The organism is Oceanibium sediminis, assembly GCF_003265325.1.
In the GTDB taxonomy this organism is placed as follows: Bacteria; Pseudomonadota; Alphaproteobacteria; order Rhodobacterales; family Rhodobacteraceae; genus Halovulum; species Halovulum sediminis.
In genome coordinates this window covers 85,299-105,316 of sequence record NZ_QGNX01000005.1, presented here as the reverse complement: position 1 = coordinate 105,316, position 20,018 = coordinate 85,299, and the positions used below count along the sequence as shown (strand labels likewise).

Here is a 20,018-nt window from a genome sequence, read left to right as displayed (position 1 = left end):
GCGCACCGCCCGTCATTGCGGGGATGCGCCGTCGCGGATCAGCTTCCAGGTCACCGCGTCGCTCAGTGCCTGGAAGGACGCATCCACGATATTCGCCGAGACGCCAACGGTGGACCAGCGCCGCCCCTGCCCGTCCTCGCTGTCGATGACGACGCGGGTCACGGCCTCGGTCCCGCCGTTGGTGATGCGTACGCGGAAGTCCACCAGCTTCATGTCATCGATGATCGCCTGGTACGGCCCGAGGTCCTTGGCCAGCGCGCGGGACAGCGCGTTAACCGGGCCCTGGTCGTTCCCCGCCGCATCCACCGATTCCGAGACCGACAGCAGCCGCTCGCCATCGATGCGCACCACGACGACCGCTTCCGAGACGGTGATCATCTCGTTCTTCGCGTTGTAGCGCCGGTCCACCGTGACGCGGTAACGCTCCACGTCGAAGAAGCGCGGCAACAGCCCGAGGTGGCGGCGCGCGACCAGCTCGAAACTGGCGGCGGCCATGTCATAGGCGTAGCCTTGGTCCTCGCGCATCTTGATATCGTCGAGGATGCGGCCAAGGCGGGGGTCGCCCTTCTCCACATCCAACCCGGCGGCGACAAGGCTTTCGCGCAGGTTCGACTGCCCGGCCTGGTTCGACATCGGGATGAAGCGCGAGTTGCCGACGGTTTCGGGGGGGATATGCTCGTAGGTGCCCGGATCCTTCGCGATGGCCGAGGCATGCAGCCCCGCCTTGTGCGTAAAGGCCGACGCGCCGACGTAAGGCGCATGGGCGTTCGGCACGCGGTTCAGGATATCGTCCAGCAGGCGCGAGACGCGGGTCAGGCTTTTCAGCCCCTCCGCGCTGACGCCGATCTCGAACTGGCTGGCGTAGGGTTCCTTCAGCATCAGCGTCGGGATCAGCGAGACGAGGTTGGCATTGCCGCAGCGCTCACCCAGGCCGTTGAGCGTGCCCTGCACCTGCCGCGCCCCGGCGGCGACGGCGACCAGCGAGTTCGCGACGGCGTTTTCCGTGTCGTTATGCGTATGGATGCCGATGTGATCGCCGGGGATGCCCGCCTCGATCGCGGCGCGTGTGGCCTTGCGCACGTCATGGGGCAGCGCGCCACCGTTGGTGTCGCACAGCACGACCCAGCGCGCGCCGGCGTCATAGGCGGCCTTCGCGGCCTTCAGCGCGTAGTCGGGGTTGGCCTTGAACCCGTCGAAGAAGTGTTCGGCGTCGAACAGCGCCTCGCGCCCTTCGGCGACGATATGGCGGACGGAGGCTTCGATGTTTTCGATGTTCTCGTCCAGCGTGATGCCGAGCGCGGTTTCCACGTGGTAGTCGTGCGTCTTGCCCACGAGGCAGACGGCAGGCGTTTGCGCGTTCATCACCGCCGCCAGCACGTCGTCATTCCCGGCCGAGCGTCCGGTGCGCTTGGTCATGCCGAAAGCGGTGAAGGTGGCTTTCGTTTCAGGGGCTTGCGCGAAGAAGTCGCTGTCGGTGGGGTTCGCACCGGGCCAGCCGCCCTCGATATAGTCAAGGCCCAGCTTGTCGAGCGCGCGGGCGATGCGCTGCTTGTCCTCGAGAGAGAAGTCGACGCCCTGCGTCTGCTGCCCGTCGCGCAGGGTGGTGTCGTAGAGGTAAAGGCGTTCTTTGGTCATGGCAGTTGTCCTTCGGAATTGGCAGGGGTACGGGCGGACGCCCTGCTAATTCGGTCGGACCACCAGTCGGGGGTGGGATGGCGGAGGTCGCGTTTACGAGCGCAAGGAGGGGTAGTAAGCGCTAGCGCCTCTTGCAGCGCCTCCGGATAAGTGTGGAGGGCAGCCCCCGGCCGCGGGTGGGGGTGAAGCCCCCGCCCGAGGGGGCGGTCGGGGGCTGCCCGGCGGTGCCGCCGGGCGGGACGGTGATTAGGGGCGGCGCGTGTCATTTGAGGGCCTCGAGCTTGGTACCGTCAACCACCATCGACAGCTCTACAACCGCTCCTGATGGAACTGCCCGGAGTTCAACTCCTGCTTCCTTGGCACTTGCCCGCAAGCTATCCGCCGCTTCAAAATTTCTTGCCTTCCTTAGCGCCTGCCATTTGTCGCCGACTGCACGTGCAACAGCACCGTGTTCCATTGTTCGGTCAGTTCCCAAGACAAAAACTGCATCAAACTTCTCTTCTTTGAAGAGAATACGAGACCCGACCTCGCGAAGACCGAGAAGATTTGCAGCGGCAGCCAAGGCCCCCGGATCACCTTCATCAGCGACGTCTTGAAGTGCTCCTATCGCACCTCCTGTATTTAAATCGTCAGCGAGAACTTGGACAAACCATTCAGGCGGGTCAGTAGGCGGATGGTCTCGGATTATCTTGTCCAACCACTTTATCTGCTCAAATGCTCCATTCGCCTTCTCCGCCGTCCAGTCCATCGGCTTGGAATAATGCGTCATCAGGAAGACGTAGCGGATCACCTCGCCCGGGATGCCCTGGTCCAGCAGGTCGCGCACGGTGAAGAAGTTGCCCAAGCTCTTGGACATCTTCCGCCCTTCGACCTGAAGCATCTCGTTGTGGATCCAGACCCGCGCGAAGCTGTCCGGGCCGCAGGCGCATTTGCTTTGGGCGATCTCGTTCTCATGGTGGGGGAACTGCAGGTCCATGCCCCCCATGTGGATGTCAAAACTGTCGCCCAGAAGGTCGCGCGCCATGGCCGAGCATTCGATGTGCCAGCCGGGCCGCCCGCGGCCCCAGGGGCTGTCCCAGCCGGGGGTGTCCGCGTCCGAGGGTTTCCACAGCACGAAGTCCATCGGATCGCGCTTGTAGGGCGCGACTTCCACCCGCGCGCCGGCGATCATGTCGTCCAGGCTGCGGCCCGAAAGCTGGCCGTAATCGGGGTATTTCGCCACCTCGAACAGCACGTGGCCTTCGGCGGCATAGGCGACGCCCTTGGCGATCAGCTCCTCGATCATGGCGATCATCTGGCCAACGTAGTCGGTTGCGCGCGGCTCCTCGCTGGGGGCGAGGTTGCCGAGCGCGGCCATGTCGTCCTTGTACCACTGCGCCGTTTCATCCGTGATGGCGCGGATATCGCGCCCCGTCTCTGCCGCGCGGGCGTTAATCTTGTCGTCGATGTCGGTGATGTTGCGCACGTATTTCACATGCTCCGCCCCGTATTCGTGGCGCAGCAGGCGGAACAGCACGTCCGCCACCACCGCGGGCCGCGCGTTGCCGAGGTGCGCGCGGTCATAGACCGTGGGACCGCAGACATACATGCCGATCCGGGCCGGGTCGGCGGGCGTGAAATCCTCGACCTTGCGGCTGGCGGAGTTTCTGAGGCGTATGGTCGTCATAGGACTACGGGTCCTTCCTACGGGTCTGGCCCGGGCGCCCTAGCAGTCTTGGTTCAGGAGGAAAAGACGAAAGCGCCGCGGACTGGGGTCAGCGGATAATGCAGATCTCGATGCAGATGGCACGGTTCGTCATGGCGCGGAACATGCGCCAAGGCGCGCGCGAAAGCAAGTTGTAATAGCGCCCGGGCCGGGGCACGTTCCGTCCATGACCTTCGCGCAGATCCACGCCCACGCCCTTGGCCACCCCGCCGCGCATGTCGTCCGCCAGTGGGGGGACGCGCATGTCTACAAGGTTGCGGGCAAGGTCTTCGCCATCGAGGCGGCGGGGCGCGACCGCATCTCGCCGAGGCGCTGCTGGCCGCGAGGGACATCGCCGTGATGCCGGGCGAAAGCTTCGGCGCGGCGGCGGCGGGGCATATCCGCGTCGCCCTGACCCGGCCCGCCGCGGTGCTGCGCCAGGCCATGGAAGACATCCTGACCTTTGCCGAGGAGTTGCCATGACCCATGATCCCGGTCCCGCGTTTCGCGCCCTGCATAGCCCGGGCGATCCCTTCATCCTGGCGAATGCCTGGGACGCGGGATCGGCCCGTGTTCTCGCCGCGCTCGGGGCGCAGGCGATCGGCACCACCTCGGCGGGTCACGCCTTCACGCTGGGGCGCCCGGACATGGGCCATGTCAGCCGGGACGAGGCGATGGACCATGCCCAAAGCCTTGTCGCCGCGACCGACCTGCCGGTTTCAGGGGATTTGGAGAACGGCTATGGCGACGCGCCGGAAACGGTGGCCGAGACCATAAGGCTCGCGGCGGAGGCGGGGCTGGCCGGGTGCTCGATCGAGGATACCGCCCTGCCCGGCAGCGGCGCCTATCCCCGGGACCTGGCGGTCGAGCGGATCCGCGCGGCGGCGGCGGCGGCCCGGTCCCTGTCCCGCGACTTCGTGCTTGTCGCCCGCGCCGACGGGGTGCTGAATGAAAGCTACGACATGAAGGAGGCGCTGGCGCGCGTCACGGCCTATGCCGACGCGGGCGCGGACTGCGTCTACGTCCCGCTACCGCCATCGATGGAGGATCTCGCCCGGATCTGCGCCGCCGTGCCGGTGCCGGTCAACGCCCTAGCGGCGGGCCGGTTCCTGGACGTGTCGCGCCAGGCGTTCGCCGAGGCGGGCGTGGCGCGGATCTCGGTCGGGTCGATGCTGGCGCATACCGCCGCCCACGCGCTGGTCGAGGCCGCCGGGGCGATGCTCGATCACGGCGACTTCAGCAAGATGAAGCGCGCCCAGGGACTGGACGCGCTGTTGTTGAAAGGTGCGGGCCGGGGCTGACTGCCCCGGCCCGGATCCCGTTTCCTTAGAACCGGTACCCGACACGGGCCGCGATCGTGTTGGCGGAAATGTCGGCGCCCGTATTATCGAAGTCGTTGAACTCGTGATACAGGTACTCGACACCAGCGGTGATCCGGTCGGTGACAAGGACGTCCACGCCCGCGCCGGCCGTCCAGCCGAAATCGCTGTACGAGGTGCCGCCCAGGTCGGCCGTGGCGTAAGCGCCGCCGCCGGAGGCGTAGAACAGCGCGCGGCCTGCGTCGACGCCGGCACGCAGCTTCAGCCGGCTGATGCTGTCGATGGTGTCCGACGTCCCGTCGATCTGAAGATCCGCCAGGTTGGCGTCCACTTCAGCGCCCAGTACGAAACGACCGAAGTCGTAGTTATACCCGCCGTAAAGACCGCCGAGCACACCGTCGAAGTCGGTGCCGCTGGCGTCCCCGAAGCCATAGCCGAGCTGCGCACCGCCGTAGGCGCCGGTCCAGTCGGTGCCGGGATCAACGGCCACGGGCACAGGCGCCATGACGACCGGCTCAGCCGGTGCAGGTTCAAAGTTTCCCGCGAAAGCGGGGGCGGAGAGCGCCGCGGCAACGGCGGCGATTGTAAGCGTGTTACGCATGATACCCTCATTTCTTTCCATTAGGTGAACCTAACGTAGGCACTCAACTGATGGTTCCAACCAGCCGCAAGGCGCGATCACGGTCCTGTGTCGGCATTCTCACCTTGTCGGCGGGAACTGGCCGAAATCGCCGTTTTCGGGCCTGAATTGCCGGCATGATGCCGCTCATTGGTGCCAGACCGCGCTTATTCCGGGGGCATAGTATAGGCATCGTGGCAAATAGAGTGCCCCTTGGCGAAATGCAGTCCGGGCTGATGCCGCCCGGCACCCGCCGCCGCGCAGGCTTTCGGAGGGGGCGCAGACAGCGCATCTGAATCGCCGCGCCCGCCCCCTCCGGTCATTGCCGCCAGCCCCGTGAGTGTGCAGAATGAATACGAACTCTTGCCGGGTTCTGGCGGGGCTATCGCCAAGACCGGCCAGACGTTTGGCGACCATCGGACTTACCCTGTCGAGCTGGACCGGGCCCGATGTTTCGTCGAGGCCGCAACTTCCACACGGAGACAGGGATGACCCAGAAGCAGGACATCGCACCGTCCGATACCGCGGCGGGGCACAATTCCCGCAATCCCGGAATGCCGCTCGACCTGGCGATGTTCGAAGCGCACCCCGTCAACCGTCCCGCCGCGGAACGCCGCGCGGCCACGATGATCAGCCGCCGCTCGCTGAAGAAGGCGCACCAGGCGGCCTGGCTCTGCAACGCGATCCGCTGCATCGACCTGACGACCCTCGCAGGCGACGATACCGAAGGGCGCGTGCGGCGGCTCTGCGCGAAGGCGCGCCAGCCGCTGTCCGCGGAATTGCAGCAGGCGCTGGGGCTCACGGCGCCGCTGACGACGGGGGCCGTCTGCGTCTATCCCACCCTTGTCGGCACCGCCGTCAAGGCACTTCAGGGCAGCGGCATTCCGGTCGCCTCGGTCGCGACCGGTTTTCCGGCGGGGCTGACGCCGCTGCGCACGCGGCTGGACGAAATCCGCTACGCCGTCGATCAAGGCGCGGATGAGATCGATATCGTCATCACCCGCGAGCATGTCCTGACACGCGACTGGTCCGCCCTTTACGACGAGGTGAGCAAGATGCGCGAGGCTTGCGGTGCCGCGCATTTGAAGGCGATCCTTGCCACCGGGGACCTGAGCACCTTCCGCAACGTCTATGCCGCGTCCATGGTCGCGATGCAGGCGGGCGCGGATTTCATCAAGACCTCCACCGGCAAGGAAGGGGTGAACGCGATCCTGCCCGTGGGGCTGGTGATGGTGCGGGCGATCCGGGACTACAACATGGTGAACGGCGTGCAGGTCGGCTTCAAGCCCGCGGGGGGGATGAAAACCGCCAAGGACGCCCTGTCCTGGCAGATCCTGATGCGCGAGGAACTGGGCCGGGACTGGCTTGAGCCATCGCTCTTCCGGCTCGGCGCGTCCTCCATGCTCGCCGATATCGAGCGTCAGCTCGAACATCATGTCACCGGCCGCTACGCGGCTTCGCACCGCCACGCCATCGCCTGAGGAGCGCCCCTATGACCGAGATCTCAGACATCATGACCACGCTCGATTACGGCCCCGCCCCAGAGGCGCGCGATATCGTGGATGCCTGGCTGGCATCCCGCAAAGACGACTTCGGGCATTTCATCGCCGGCGCGTTCACCGACCCCGGCAAGGGGTTCGACGTGATGGACCCGGCCACGGGCGACAGGCTGGCCAAGGTCACCCAGGGCACTGCCGGGGACGTCGACGCCGCCGTCGCCGCCGCCCGGGCGGCGCAGCCCGGCTGGGCGGGGCTTTCGCCCCATGATCGCGCGCGCTTCCTTTACGCCATCGCGCGGCGGTTGCAGCAGCACGCCCGCTTCCTCGCCGTGCTCGAAGCGCTGGACAACGGCAAACCCATTCGCGAGACCCGCGACATCGACATCCCGCTGGCGGCGCGGCATTTCTACCACCACGCAGGCTGGGCCGAGCTGCGCGACGATGAATTCCCCGGCGCGCGTCCCGTGGGTGTCTGCGGCCAGATCATCCCCTGGAACTTCCCGCTGCTGATGCTGGCCTGGAAGGTTGCGCCTGCCCTCGCGGCGGGCAACACGGTGGTGCTGAAACCCGCCGAGTACACACCGCTGAGCGCGCTGGCCTTCGCCGGGATCTGCGTCGAGGTCGGTCTGCCGAAAGGCGTCGTCAACATCGTCACCGGCGACGGCGCCACCGGGGCCGAGATCGTCGCCCACCCGGGCATCGACAAGATCGCCTTCACCGGCTCGACCGAGGTGGGGCGGCTGATCCGCCGCGAGACCGCCGGCACCGGCAAGGCGCTGACGCTGGAGCTGGGCGGCAAATCGCCCTTCGTCGTGTTCCATGACGCCGACCTCGACGCCGCCGTGGAAGGGGTGGTGGACGCGATCTGGTTCAACCAGGGCCAGGTCTGCTGCGCCGGGGCGCGCATCCTGGTCGCCGAAAGCGTGGAGGCGGCCTTCACCACGCTGCTCAAGCGCCGCATGGAAACCCTGCGCGTGGGGCCGCCGCTGGACAAGTCGACCGATGTCGGCGCGATCGTCCACCCCGTGCAACTCGCGCGCATTCGCGAGTTGGTCGAGCAGGGCGTCGCCGCCGGGGCCTCGCTGCACCAGGTCACCGCGCCCGAGGGGTGCTTTTACCCGCCCACCATCGCCACCGGGGTCGAGCCCGCCTCGATCCTCGCGCAGGAGGAGATTTTCGGCCCCGTGGCGACGCTGACCTCCTTCCGCACGCCCGACGACGCGGTCGCGCTGGCCAACAACACGCGCTACGGGCTGTCCGCCTCGGTCTGGTCCGAGAACGTCAACCAGGCGATGGAGGCCGCGTCCCGGATCAAGGCGGGCGTGGTCTGGATCAACTGCACCAATGTCTTCGACGCGGCGGCAGGCTTCGGGGGCTACCGCGAAAGCGGCTTCGGGCGCGAAGGCGGGCGCGCGGGGATGCGCGCCTACCTGACCGGCGCCGGGGCCGTCGATGCGGACCGGGGCGAGGATGACGTTCCCGGCGATCTCGACGCCGCGCCGGGCACCCCCGGCACCGGCTCGGGGATCGACCGCACCGCGAAGCTCTACATCGGCGGCAAGCAGGCGCGCCCGGACAGCGGCTATTCCTATCCGGTCTTTGGCCGCAAGGCGGTCAGCGTCGGACTGGCTGGGGCGGGCAACCGAAAGGACATTCGCAACGCGGTAGAGGTGGCGGCAACGCAAGGCGCCTGGTCCGGCATGACCGGGCACGCCCGCGCGCAGGTGCTGTATTACCTGGCCGAGAACCTGTCCGCTCGCGCGGCGGAATTCGCGGAACGCCTGAAGTCCTGCGGCGCAAGCGCTGCGCGCGCGACGCGCGAGGTCGACCTCTCGGTCGAGCGCTGTTTCTGGTACGCGGCCCAGGCGGACAAGTTCGACGGCTCGGTCCACCAGACCCTGTCGCGCCACATGACCGTGGCCCTGAACGAGCCGCTCGGCGTGATGGGCGCAGTCTGCCCCACGGCGCATCCGCTGCTGGGGCTTGTCTCTCTCGCGCTGCCGGCGCTGGCCACGGGCAACCGGGTGGTTGTGGTTCCGTCGCAGACCGCGCCGCTTGCGGCGACCGATCTCTACCAGGTCTTCGACACCTCCGACCTGCCGCGCGGGGCGATCAGCCTGGTGACGGGGGAGCGGGATGCGCTGGCGGAAACGCTCGCCTCCCATGACGGGGTCGACGGGCTGTGGTATTTCGGCAGCCGCGCCGGGATCGCCCGGGTCGAGGCGCTGTCGGCGGGCAACCTGAAACAGACCTGGACCGAGCCGGGCAACGCCCGCCGCTGGGACTCGGAGGAAGGCAGGGGCCGGGTGTTCCTTGAGAAGGCGACGCAGATCAAGACCATCTGGCTGCCCTACGGCGAGTAGCCGTCAGCACCACGTCCCGGCGCAAACACGACCCGCCGGGACGCGCCCTAGGCAGGCCCCAGCGCCGGGCGCGCGGCCTCGACGAATGTCGCGACGCGCGCTGCATCGACCGGGTTCCACCACACGCCCCCCTCTTTCAGCGCCGAGGCGACGATCACCGCATCGACGCGCTCCAGGATCGGCACCACGTTGTCTGGCGTAACGCCCGAACCCACCAGAACCGGCAGGTGGGTGGCGTCGCGGACCGTCTCGATTTCTTCCAGGGCGGCGCTGTCGCCGGTGCGCTGACCCGTCGCGATCACCGCGTCGGCATCGAAAAAGGCCAGGTCACGGGTCAGCTCGGTCACGCTGCGATCGGCGACGATGGCGTGGCTGCCGTGCTTCACATGGCTGTCGGCGAAAACCTTGATCCCCTCGGCCCGCAGGCGCGAGCGGTAGCGCAGCGCCTCGGCGGCGCGCCCCTCCATGAAGCCCTCGTTCGCGACATAGGCGTTGGCCCATTGGTTCACCCGGATGAACGCCGCCCCCGAGGCGGAGGCAACCGCGAAGGCCGGGATCGGCGCGTTGGCGAGCACGTTGATCCCAAGCGGCACATCGAATTCCTGCGCGATCCGGTCGGCGACGACGGCCATGAACGCCGCCGTTTCAGGCCCGATATCCTCGGGCTTGGAAAAGGGGATGTCGCCGTGGTTTTCCACCAGCAGCCCGTGCATGCCGCCCGCGATCAGCCGCTCCGCATCGCGCAGGCAGAAGGACAGTATCTCCTGCCGGGACGCCCCGCGATACCGCGGCGCGCCGGGCAAGGGCGGGCAGTGGATCATACCGATCAGCGCCTTCTTGCGGGCGAAGATCTGCTCGATCGCGTTCGGGGTTGTGCCTGATATCTGCGTCATGGTCCCTTCCGGTAGGTTTTTGGGTGCCTGGCCACCGAACCCGAAATTGGCGGCAAGGCTGCGGATGTTCAGTCAGACGGCGCTGGAGGCAACGATTCCAATGACAATCCGGGTGGATACGCGGGGCGGAACACCATGCCTAGCAGTCCGGAGCGGAACACGGCAATGCCCATCGCACCGCCCCGGCACGACCGGCTCAGAACCGGCCGCAGTCCACCTTCATCTTGTCCCCGGTCACGGCGGAAGACATGTCCGAGGCGTAGTAGAGCGCGGCGCGGGCGACCTCCTCAGGGGCGACCCAACGCTTCAGCGCGGCGACATCGGTATAGTTCTCGGCCACGATCTGCTCAACCGGGCGGTCCTCGGCCTTGGCGCGGCGCTCAAGGATGCGGTCCATGTTCTCGCCCGAGACAGCGCCGGGCATCAGCGCGTTGACCCGTACGTTGTCCGGCCCCAACTCACGCGCCATCGTCTCGGTAATCCCGATCAGCGCGAACTTGGAGGCCACGTAGGCCGAGCGCATCGGATAGCCCTGGATCCCCATGAGCGAGGACATGTTGATGATGGAACCGGCGCGCTGCACCCGCATGATCTTCGCCGCTTCTTGCAGGCAGTACATCGCGCCGACCAGGTTCACGCCCATGCAGGCGACCCATTCGGACATGTCCACTTCATCCACCGGCGCGATCGGCCCTGGCCCACCGGCGTTGTTCACCAGCACGTCGATACGCCCCGTGAGGCTCAACGCCTCGGCAAAGGCGGCGCGGACTTGCGCCTGGTCACTGACGTCGCATGGAATCGCATGGCCGCCAGTCGCCTCCGCGACGGCGCGAAGGGGCTCCTGCCGCCGGCCCATGACGACCACGGTCGCCCCGGCCTGCGCGAAGACGCGCGCTGTCGCCGCGCCGATCCCGCTGCCCCCGCCGGTTATGACCGCGAGCTTGCCGTCAAGGCGGCTTCTGTCGGAATACTGCGATGTCATGGGTCAGTCCTTTCAAAGTCACGTCCGGGATCGAACAGCGGCAACTCAAGCTCCCGGCCAAGAATGAGGTCGCCCATCAGCTTTCCGATGTAGGGTCCGATGGTATAGCCGCCCCGGACACAGCCAAGGACGAATGCGTCCTCCAGCCCCGGCAGCGAACCGGCCAGCGGATAGAAATCGGGCACATTCGCCTCGAACCCCGTCCAGGAGCGAAGGATGCGCGCCTTTGCCAACGCGGGCACCACGTGCTGCGCAAGGGCGAGGTTGGGGCGCAGGGTGTCCATGCGCACTTGCCCCCGCCCGTCCTGTGGCTGCCCTGCCCCCTGCCAGCCGCCGCCGATCAGGAGCGTTCCGTTCGGCTTCTGCTTCATGGTCAGCAATCCGGTCGCATGGCCGATGACGCTGCCCAGCAACGGCGGCTGGCGTTCGGTGACCGAAACCGTGTTGACCCGTGCGCGCACCGGCAGATCGACGCCCAGATGCGAGGCAAGGGGCCTCAGCCAGGCGCCGGCGGCCAGCAGGATACGCCGCGCCCGGATCGTCCCGCCGGGCGTGACAAGGTCGTAAGTTCCCTGCGTTCGCGATATGTCGCGGACTTCCTGCCGCTCCCGGTAGGGCACGCCTGCCGCGCTGAGCCGGGCGCGGTAGTACGCGCCGGTAAGCGAGGCGTTGGCATAGCCGTCCTCGGCGCAAAAGCTCGCCGCGGCCACCTTGCGGGCAAGATGGGGCTCATGGGTAAACAGTTCGTTTGGCGACACGAAGCTGATCGGCGCACCGGCCGCTGCCTTCAGGGCCTGGCGCTCTTGCAGCAACGCAGCCTCATCCGCGGTGAAGGCCAGCGTGTAGCCCCCGGTCCTGTGGAAGCCGACCGCATCGCCCATCGCCTGCCATTCCCGGTGACCGCGCAGCGCGTAGGGCATCAGGGCGACCCGCTTGATCTGCAGGCTTAGCGTTCCCGCGTTCACGCCCGAGGCCCCCTGCCCGAGATCCCCCTGGTCGAGGATCACGGCCGTCATGCCACCATCCGCCAGCCGCAGAGCCGTCGCGCAGCCCATGATGCCGCCGCCGACGATGGCGATGTCAAAGGGCGCGCTCACAGCGGGGCCGGTTTTGGAATGGGCAGGTCCTCGTAGGCGATGTCCCCGGCAAGGCCGCCAAGGGGAACCGGCCTGAGCGGCGGGCGCGCCGTGGGCGGGGGGACCTCGCCCTCGCTCCGGCCGGTACTGACGGCGATCTGGCGGGTGACTGCGGTCTGACAATAGGCGCCGCCACAGGGGCCCATCCCACACCTCAGGCCAGATTTCGTGGCATTGGCGCTTGTCGCCCCGGCGGCGATGGCCTGCCGCAGCGCTCCGCTTGTCACCCCTTCGCACCGGCAGAGGACGGTGGCGTCATCGATCAGCGAGGACAGCCCCGGTCGCGGCGCGCTCAGCGCCGTCATCGCGCGCCCGAAGGCCGCCGCGCGCCGGTACCGGCGCAGGTGGCGCGGGCCAATGCCAGGGACCTGCGCGCCTAGGAAACGCGCCACCCCCTGCCCGGCCAGGCTGCCCTGGTACGCCGCGGCAGCCGCGCCGCGGATACCCGCGCCATCGCCGCAGACGAAAAGCCCGTCGACCGGCGTTTTCCCTTCATCGTCCGCGTCCGGCACCCAGCCACCAAGGGCGGGGTCATGTCGGATTGGGCAGCCAGCAAGCTGCGCCGCCTCGATGGAGGGGACCAGCCCGTTCCCGAGGCACAGGCTGTCGGCAGCGATTTCCCGCACCGGCCCGGCGGGGCGCCAATCGCTGTCGAGGGGGTGCACCTCTGCCCCGACGACCCTGTCTTCACCGATGACGCGGCTCAGCGCGTGGCCCCAGTGGATCGGCACGCCCGAAAGCGCAAGGTCGGCCATCCACCGCGCCCCGCGAGCCAGCAGGTCCGGGCGCACCAGCATCGCTGGAAGGGCTCGCATCCAGTCGGCCCGGGTATTGGGCGTCACGATCGCCTGGACATGCCCCCCGAGCCGTCGGATCTCGGCGGCGGTGAAGAACACTAGCGGGCCGGTCCCGGCGACGATCGTCGCCGCGCCGGGCACCACCATGTCCCGCTTCAGCAACGCCGTGGCCCCCGCAAGGCCGAGGACGCCGGGTGTCGTCCACCCCGGGACCGGCTGGACGAACTCGCGCGCCCCGGATGCGACGACCAGCGCGCGGGCTGTCAGTTGCACGGGCTCGCCGCCCTGCAAAAGGCCAAGTCGCCACGCGGGGCCGTGGCGCTCGATCTGCCAGAGGCGGGTGTCCGCGAGGTGATCCACCGCCGATGCGGCGATCAGCGCGCGCAGCTGCGATCCCGCGCGGGATTCCGGGGTTTCGGGCGCCGCGCGTATCGCCTTGCCTTTCGCCCGCCAGACCTGGCCGCCCGCATCCTGCTGCTCATCGACCAGGGCGACCCTCAGCCCCGCACGGGCAGCCCCGAGAGCGGCATTCCCCCCCGCCGGACCAGCGCCGAGCACCGCGACATCGGTGTCCAGATCCCCGGTCATGCGCCCCGCCCGAGCGAGCGGACCCTCAGCCCCTCGACCGCTTCGAGGCGGCACGCCTCAACCACCGCGCCGTCCACCTCGACCGCGCATTCCTGACAAGCGCCCATGCAGCAGAACAGCCCCCGCGCGGCTGACGCACCCTCGGCCACGGTGGGGGCATCACGCAAACGCAGTTGCCCCGCGCGCAGCAACGCCGTTGCGACCGGCTCACCTTCGTGGGCCGGGATCTGAGCATCGTCGAACCAGAAGGTGACCTCAGCAGTGCGGCGGATCCGCCGGGACTGATCGGGAATGAGCCGTATCACCTGTGTTCGATCCCCAACACATCGAACGCCTGCCTGATCCTGGCGATATCCGCCGGAGTCGCGGGCAATACCGGGTCGCGCGGCGCCCCGGCGGGCAGCCCCTTCAGGGCCAGCGCCGCCTTGAAGGCGGACGGCCACGTGCCCGTGGCCATCAGCGTCTCGTAGATCACGGTCAACTCGTGATGGACCTTGCGGTAGGCCGCCCCGGGGGCACCTGTTCCGATCTGCGCGAGTTCGGCCGGCAGCGTGTTGATGAATTCCGGCCCGGTCGCGATGAACCCGCGCGCGCCCAGACCGAAAGCCGGCAGGATGTAGTGGCAGGGGCCCGTCATCACGGACAGTCTGCCCGACAGGCGGTGCAGTAGGTGCGTGTGATGGAAGAAATCCCGATGGGATTCCTTGATCCCGATCACGTTGTGATGGTCGAGTAGCAGTTCCACCTGGTCGACGGACAGTGAATAGCCCATGCGGCGCGGCGAGTTATACAGGATCAGCGGTAGCCGCGTATTTGCCGAGATGGCATCGAAACGGCGGGCCAGCTCCGCGTCCGTCGCCTTCAGCACATAGGTCTGGGGCATGCTCAGAAACGCATCGGCGCCGTTCTCCTCGCCCGCGCAGACATAGGCCAGCGCCGCATCGATCGTCGGGGCCGAGATCCCGAGGATCACCTTCGCCTCGCCCTTCAGTTCATCCTTCAACACGCGCACCAGCCGCCCGCGTTCCTGCGCTGACAGAGCCCAGCTTTCGCCGTTGTCACCGGCAACGCATATCGCCGTGGCCCCGCGCGCAACCAGGAAGCGGGCGATCTCGGTGAAAGCGTCCTCCATGATCTCGCCCGTCTCGCTGAAGGGGGTTACGATCGCGGGCACGAAGCCGTGCAGATCCTCTTTCTTCATGTCACTTGCCTGCCTTTTCGAGGTTTGCGCTAAAGACCGCGCCGAACTGTGCGTCGACCACGTAAAGCAGCCGGGGATTTTCGGGATGAAACGCCACGGAGGTCGTCCACAACCCCTCGGGCAGGTGAACGACCGCAAGCGGGTCGCCGAGCGCGGAGAAGACATAGGCCCGGCCCGCCTGCGCCTGCGCGACGGCCAGCCAACCAAGGGCATTCGCCGCCAGCCCATCGGGCCCGAGGCCGCCGGACAGTTGCAGGAACGTACCTACCATCGGCGGCCCGGAGTCCGGCACGTCAGCCGAAAAGCGCCAGACCTGGTTGGCGCGGGTCGCGGCGACGTAGACCCATTTGCCATCTGCGGATAGGCAGATGCCGTTGGAATAGGGCATGCAATCCAGAACCAATCGCAGCTTTCCGCCCGCGTCCCGGCGATAGACCCGGCCAACAGGTGCCGACAGGCTGCTGCGCCCGCTGTCGGTGAACCAAAGTGTGCCGTCGTCTGAAAAGCACATGTCCGACAGCCCCAGGAACGGCTGTCCGGGAAGCCCGGTGCTGAGAACGGTATACGAGTCCGTCCCGGTCAGCTCGATCAGGCCGTGATGGTAGTCGACGGCCAGGTGTCGGTCACCGGGCGCGATCGCCATGGCATGCGGCGCGCCGGAATATTCATGGACGACGCTCCAGTCCCCGCCGGGCGAGATCCGGAACACCCGGCCACAGGGCACGTCGGACAGCCACAGGTTGCCCTCGCCGTCAAAGACCGCCGCCTCGAGAAACGAGTGCATCGGCTGGCCCGGGCGGGTCATTCGCGCCCATGCTGACGGCGGGCCACGATGGTGCAGAGCCTCAGGCAAGCGGAACGCCGCCTCCGCGAGGATGCTGATCGGGGCGGGAATCATGCGACGACCCCATCTTCGATCAGTGCCTGAACCTCGGCATGCGAATAGCCCGCCTCCTGCAGGATTTCACGCGTATGCGCCCCGAGCGCGGGCGGCGGCGTGTGCAGCGCCGGGCTACCGTGGCGCATCCGGAAAGCCGCCTCCGGCAAGACGACATCGGGGTTCTCCGCCGACGGAATCCGCTGGAAATAGCCGCGCGCCGCAAGCTGCGGATCCTCGACCGCTTCGCTGAGCGGGACCACGATTTCCACCGGGATGTCGTGGCGCACCAGGATCGGCACCCAATCCTCCGCCGGCCTTTGGAGGAACACGGATCGAAGCTGCTCCGACAGCCGGGGGGAGTGGCGCCAGACGTCCGGCCAGCCGCGGATTTCGGACAGTTCGGGGATATCGACCCCCTCCCCTTTCAGGCACCGACTCAGCTTGCGGTACTGATCCGGCTTGAACGCCCCGAGCATGATCCGCGCTGAGCGCGTCTCGAAGCAGCCGATGCCCGCCTCGGCGGGCTTGGCATGGGATCCGGGCAGTTGCGCGGCGGCAGCTTCGGGGGCCATCAGGGACATGGCGACTTCCAGCATGGAGACGCTGATGCAGTTACCCTGCCCGGTTCCGGCACGCTGCACCAGCGCGGCCGCGATTGCGAAGGCGGCCGCGTATCCGGCCGCGTAATCCACGAAGGACACCCCCGCCTTGGTTCCACCGCTTTGCATGACCAACCCGCTGGCCGCCTGGATCGTGTTGTCATAGGCCCCCCTCGCCGCCTTCGGCCCGCTGTCGCCATAGCCGGTGATCGAACACTGTATGATGGCCGGGTTCACCTTGCGAAGATCCTCGTATCCAAGTCCCATCCTGTCCAGCGCGCCAGTGGTGTAATTCTCAAGCACCACGTCGGCACCCCGGGCGAGCCGTAGCAGTGCTTCGCGTCCCGCCGCGGTGTCCAGGTCGATGGCCAACGAGCGCTTGTTGCCACCCTGTACCTGGTAGGTCAGCCCACGCCCGGCCGCGTTCAGCGCCGCGTCCACCCCGCGCCCGCGCGCGCAATCCGGGGCGGAGGGGGATTCCACCTTGATGACATCCGCACCGAGCAGCGCCAGCTGGTATCCGCAGAACGGCCCTGCCAGCACCTGTGACAGCTCGATGACTTTTACTCCCTTGAGCGCCGGGTCCATTGCTGCCTCGCCTGGTTGTTGCGGGACGGGAGACTTGTCTTATCTCTCGATCTGTTGTCTAATATACAAAACACAGTTTTACATGCAAGGCGAAGATGCTTTGAGTTATGTCCTCCACCGCACCCTTACATCGACACCCCTGACCGTCACCCATGGGGAGGGGAATTACCTGATCGATGCGGACGGGAAACGATACCTGGATGCCTCAGGCGGCGCGGCCGTGTCCTGCCTCGGGCATAGCAACGCAAGCGTGAGAAGCGCGATTTCCAAGCAACTCGAAAGGCTTGCCTTCGCGCATTCAAGCTATTTCACCAATCAACCGGCAGAGGATCTTGCCGCCTTTCTGGTCCAGCGCGCGCCGCCCGGCACCGGCGACGGGAGGGTGATGTTTCTTGGCAGCGGATCCGAGGCGATGGAAGCGGCGATCAAACTGGCGCGCCAGTACCACGTGGAAAACCGTCAGCCCTCCCGCTCGAAGCTGATCGCGCGCGCGCCCAGCTATCATGGTAATACGCTGGTCGCGCTGGCCACCGGCGGCCACGCCGCGCGGCGCAAACCCTTTGCGCCACTGCTGATCGACGTGGCCCATATCGACGCGGCCTATGACTACCGCCAGCGTCATGCCGCGGAAACGGAAGACGCCTTCGCCGCACGAATGGCGGCACTGCTGGAACAGAAGATCCAGGACCTCGGGCCGGAAACCGTCGCGGCCTTCGTTGCCGAGCCGGTTGTCGGCGCGTCGCTCGGCTCGCAGCCCGCCCCGGCGGGATATTTCGCGCGCATCCGCGATATCTGCGATCGGCACGGCGTGTTGCTGATCGCTGACGAGGTGATGTGCGGGATCGGCCGGACCGGCACCTGCTTCGCGCTGGAACAGGAAGGCATCGCCGCCGATATCACGACCATGGCCAAGGGCCTCGGCGCCGGTTACCAGCCGATCGCCGCCGTCATGGCCGCCGAGAAGGTCACCGGAATGATCGCGGAGAACAGCGGCACACTCTGGAACGGACACACCTACATGTCCCACGCCATCGCCGCCGCCGGCGCGCTGGCGGTATTGCGCTATATCGAGGACAACAACCTGCTTGAGAACGTCGTGAAACGCGGCGACCAGCTGAGCGCGGCGCTGAACGAGCGCCTTGGCCAGAACCCCCACGTCGGGGACATACGCGGCCGTGGCCTGTTCTGGAGCGTGGAGATTGTGCGCGACCGGACCAGCAAGGCCCCATTCGACGCCAGCCTGTCCATCGCGCCGAAGATACGGACCGCCGCACTGGAGGCGGGACTGATCTGCTACCCCTCACAGGGCTGTGCTGACGGCTTGAACGGCGATCATGTGCTGCTCGCCCCGGCCTACACCTCAACCGCCGAGGAAATCGACCTGATCGTCGGGACGATCGGGGATGTCATCGATTCAGTACTGGAGAAGGCCGTTCCATTCTCATGAGCAAGACAAGGACAATCCTGACCGCCGCCATCACCGGCAACCTGATGACGCGCGAGATCAGCCCCCACCTGCCGGTCACCCCGGAGGAAATCGCCACCTCGGCCCTTGGGGCCGCCGAAGCCGGGGCCTCCATCGTGCATCTGCATGTGCGCGATCCGCAAACGGCTAAGGGGTCCATGCGGCTCGACCTCTACCGCGAGGTGGTCGAGCGTATCCGCGCACAGAACGAGGACGTGATCCTGAACCTGACCACGGGGGAAGGCGGGCGTTTCGTGCCATCCGACGATGATCCGAGGGTCGCGGCGGCAGGCTCCACCCTTTGCACGCCCGAAGAACGGGTTCGTCACGTCGAAGACCTGCGCCCGGAGCTTTGCACGCTTGATTTCAACACGATGTGGTCGGGGCAGGCCTCGGTCATCAACAGCCCGCGCAACCTGCGGATCATGGCTCAGCGGATCGCCGACGCGGGCGTGACGCCCGAGATCGAAATCTTCGATTCCGGTGACCTGCACCTTGCCAAGGACTTCGTGCAAAACGGCGCGCTGAGCACGCCGCTGATCGTGCAGATCGTGCTGGGCGTGCGTTTCGGCGCTGTCGCGAACCCGCAGACCATGGCGTATTTCGTCAGCCAGCTTCCGCCCGGAACGATCTGGGCCGCCTTCGGGATCGGGCGCATGGCCTTCCCGATGCTGGCGCAGGCGTATCTGCTGGGTGGGCATGTGCGCATCGGCATGGAGGACACGGCCTATATCGGCGCCGGCGAGCATTGCACATCGAACGCTCAACTGGTCACCAAGGCCAGGGGCATCGTTGAAAACCTTGGCGGAACCCTCGCCAACCCTATCGAAGCGCGCGCGATCCTCGGGCTGGGCAGCGGGAGCTGATAGCAGGTGCGCCGCCCTTAGCCCGGCCCGGCGTAGCCCAGCTCGCGCGAGATTTTCAGCGCCGTTTCCCGCACCGCCGGCACGTAGAGGCCGTCCAGGCGTTCGAAATCGAACCCGCTGTCCGGCCCGGAGATATTCACGCAGGCAACGATGGCGCGGCTGTTGTCGCGCACCGGGACAGACACGCTGGAGCCGCCCGGCTCTCCGAACCCGCGCGAGATGATGTAGCCCTGCTCCCGGGCCTGCACCACCCTTTCGCGCAGGGCGGCAAAGGTGGTAGGCGTGTGTTCCGTGACCGCGGTCATTTCCTGCATGTCGCAGAAAGCCTCAAGCTCCTCGTCGCTCATGTCACCGAGCAGGCACCAGCCGATCGCGGAACTGAACGCCCGCTGGCGTGTTCCCGTGACCATGTTGCTGACAAAGCCGGTCCGCGCCTGGTGACTGCCGAGGTAGAGGACATCCAACCCTTCGAGCACGGACAGGTGGGAACTGATCCCGGTCAGGTCGCGCAGGTCCGCAAGATGCGGCCTGGCGATCGCGGTGATCGGCTGCTGGTGAAGATAAGCAAACCCAAGGTTGAGTACCCTTGCGCCCAGCGTATAGGTGTTTTTCTGCTCACCCTCTCTCAGGAAGCCCATGTGCCGCAGGGTATAGACCAGGCGGAACGCCGAGGAGCGGCTCAGGCCGATCGCCTCGCCAATCTCGCTGAGGGACATCGGGGCATCGGCAGAACCTAGGATTTCAAGGATCCTCAGTCCGCGGAAAAGGCCCGGCACAAAATAGACATCGTGGTTCACGGCTTTCTTCATGTCTGTATCGACGTCCCGTTTTGCGGCTTCCTTCGTTTTATCGACTAACACGCCTTGTGCAACCAATGAGAGTGCTGCCCTCGGCGCTATCAAAT

The 20,018-nt window shown here is 67.0% G+C and carries 19 protein-coding genes; 7 read left to right on the top strand and 12 right to left on the bottom strand.

All coding sequences use genetic code 11. From position 1 onward, the window contains the following. Positions 1-12 precede the first annotated feature (12 nt). Together cimA and cysS are read right to left on the bottom strand one after the other, a co-directional pair. A complete protein-coding gene (gene cimA, locus DJ029_RS13815; RefSeq protein ID WP_112323071.1) occupies positions 13-1,635 on the bottom strand; it encodes a citramalate synthase in 1,623 nt (540 codons plus the stop codon). Between the two features lie 262 nt (positions 1,636-1,897). Further along, positions 1,898-3,301 (bottom strand): cysteine--tRNA ligase, encoded by a 1,404-nt coding sequence (cysS, locus tag DJ029_RS13810; protein ID WP_112323070.1) that lies wholly within the window; start codon positions 3,299-3,301, stop codon positions 1,898-1,900. Positions 3,302-3,506: 205 nt separating this feature from the next. Here cysS and DJ029_RS21955 point away from each other — a divergent pair, with 205 nt between their 5' ends. Genes DJ029_RS21955 through DJ029_RS13795 form a run of 3 tightly spaced genes read left to right on the top strand, consistent with a single transcriptional unit; the run spans position 3,507 to position 4,620 of the window. Then, on the top strand, positions 3,507-3,680 hold the full coding sequence (locus DJ029_RS21955) for an MmcQ/YjbR family DNA-binding protein (protein WP_198671165.1): 174 nt from the start codon (positions 3,507-3,509) through the stop codon (positions 3,678-3,680). After that, positions 3,677-3,802: a hypothetical protein gene (locus tag DJ029_RS13800; RefSeq protein WP_370445243.1), complete on the top strand. Its 126-nt coding sequence runs from the start codon at positions 3,677-3,679 to the stop codon at positions 3,800-3,802. Before DJ029_RS21955 ends, DJ029_RS13800 begins: the two co-directional genes overlap by 4 nt. Beyond that, positions 3,799-4,620 carry an isocitrate lyase/PEP mutase family protein gene (locus DJ029_RS13795; RefSeq protein WP_112323068.1) on the top strand — a complete coding sequence of 274 codons (822 nt, stop codon included), beginning with the start codon at positions 3,799-3,801 and terminating at the stop codon, positions 4,618-4,620. The genes DJ029_RS13800 and DJ029_RS13795 overlap by 4 nt, the downstream gene beginning before the upstream one ends. Positions 4,621-4,645: 25 nt before the next feature. Here DJ029_RS13795 and DJ029_RS13790 read toward each other — a convergent pair whose 3' ends face one another. Continuing rightward, positions 4,646-5,239, bottom strand: coding sequence for an outer membrane protein (locus tag DJ029_RS13790; RefSeq protein ID WP_112323067.1), 594 nt, complete (start codon positions 5,237-5,239; stop codon positions 4,646-4,648). Between the two features lie 506 nt (positions 5,240-5,745). Here DJ029_RS13790 and deoC point away from each other — a divergent pair. Beyond that, positions 5,746-6,738 carry a deoxyribose-phosphate aldolase gene (gene deoC, locus DJ029_RS13785; RefSeq protein WP_370445242.1) on the top strand — a complete coding sequence of 331 codons (993 nt, stop codon included), beginning with the start codon at positions 5,746-5,748 and terminating at the stop codon, positions 6,736-6,738. Positions 6,739-6,749: 11 nt separating this feature from the next. Then, the gene (locus tag DJ029_RS13780; protein WP_112323066.1) at positions 6,750-9,119 is read left to right on the top strand and encodes an aldehyde dehydrogenase family protein; all 2,370 of its coding nucleotides are present in this window, start codon (positions 6,750-6,752) and stop codon (positions 9,117-9,119) included. A 47-nt stretch (positions 9,120-9,166) separates the two neighbouring features. Here DJ029_RS13780 and DJ029_RS13775 read toward each other — a convergent pair whose 3' ends face one another. The 8 genes from DJ029_RS13775 to DJ029_RS13740 form a co-directional block, all read right to left on the bottom strand. Continuing rightward, the gene (locus DJ029_RS13775; RefSeq protein ID WP_112323065.1) at positions 9,167-10,012 is read right to left on the bottom strand and encodes a BtpA family protein; all 846 of its coding nucleotides are present in this window, start codon (positions 10,010-10,012) and stop codon (positions 9,167-9,169) included. A 196-nt stretch (positions 10,013-10,208) separates the two neighbouring features. After that, positions 10,209-10,994, bottom strand: a complete 786-nt coding sequence (locus DJ029_RS13770) for an SDR family NAD(P)-dependent oxidoreductase (RefSeq protein WP_112323064.1) — start codon at positions 10,992-10,994, stop codon at positions 10,209-10,211. Beyond that, positions 10,991-12,091 (bottom strand): NAD(P)/FAD-dependent oxidoreductase, encoded by a 1,101-nt coding sequence (locus DJ029_RS13765; protein ID WP_112323063.1) that lies wholly within the window; start codon positions 12,089-12,091, stop codon positions 10,991-10,993. Before DJ029_RS13765 ends, DJ029_RS13770 begins: the two co-directional genes overlap by 4 nt. Then, positions 12,088-13,515, bottom strand: coding sequence for an FAD-dependent oxidoreductase (locus tag DJ029_RS13760; RefSeq protein WP_112323062.1), 1,428 nt, complete (start codon positions 13,513-13,515; stop codon positions 12,088-12,090). Before DJ029_RS13760 ends, DJ029_RS13765 begins: the two co-directional genes overlap by 4 nt. Further along, a complete protein-coding gene (locus tag DJ029_RS13755) occupies positions 13,512-13,820 on the bottom strand; it encodes a (2Fe-2S)-binding protein (RefSeq protein ID WP_112323061.1) in 309 nt (102 codons plus the stop codon). The genes DJ029_RS13760 and DJ029_RS13755 overlap by 4 nt, the downstream gene beginning before the upstream one ends. Next, on the bottom strand, positions 13,817-14,716 hold the full coding sequence (locus DJ029_RS13750; protein ID WP_112323060.1) for a dihydrodipicolinate synthase family protein: 900 nt from the start codon (positions 14,714-14,716) through the stop codon (positions 13,817-13,819). The genes DJ029_RS13755 and DJ029_RS13750 overlap by 4 nt, the downstream gene beginning before the upstream one ends. 1 nt (position 14,717) lies before the next feature. Then, positions 14,718-15,614 carry an SMP-30/gluconolactonase/LRE family protein gene (locus tag DJ029_RS13745; protein ID WP_112323059.1) on the bottom strand — a complete coding sequence of 299 codons (897 nt, stop codon included), beginning with the start codon at positions 15,612-15,614 and terminating at the stop codon, positions 14,718-14,720. Further along, the gene (locus tag DJ029_RS13740) at positions 15,611-16,783 is read right to left on the bottom strand and encodes a CaiB/BaiF CoA transferase family protein (protein ID WP_112323058.1); all 1,173 of its coding nucleotides are present in this window, start codon (positions 16,781-16,783) and stop codon (positions 15,611-15,613) included. The genes DJ029_RS13745 and DJ029_RS13740 overlap by 4 nt, the downstream gene beginning before the upstream one ends. Positions 16,784-16,883: 100 nt before the next feature. Between DJ029_RS13740 and DJ029_RS13735 the strand changes: the two genes are divergently transcribed. Beyond that, positions 16,884-18,230 carry an aspartate aminotransferase family protein gene (locus tag DJ029_RS13735; protein ID WP_112323353.1) on the top strand — a complete coding sequence of 449 codons (1,347 nt, stop codon included), beginning with the start codon at positions 16,884-16,886 and terminating at the stop codon, positions 18,228-18,230. Further along, complete coding sequence (locus DJ029_RS13730; protein WP_112323057.1) at positions 18,227-19,114, top strand: beta-keto acid cleavage family enzyme; 888 nt, start codon at positions 18,227-18,229, stop codon at positions 19,112-19,114. The genes DJ029_RS13735 and DJ029_RS13730 overlap by 4 nt, the downstream gene beginning before the upstream one ends. Before the next feature lie 17 nt (positions 19,115-19,131). On the opposite strand, the gene DJ029_RS13725 is transcribed toward DJ029_RS13730, so the two are convergent. After that, entirely contained in the window at positions 19,132-19,923 is a 792-nt protein-coding gene (locus DJ029_RS13725) for an IclR family transcriptional regulator (protein WP_112323056.1), read from the bottom strand. Positions 19,924-20,018 lie beyond the last annotated feature (95 nt).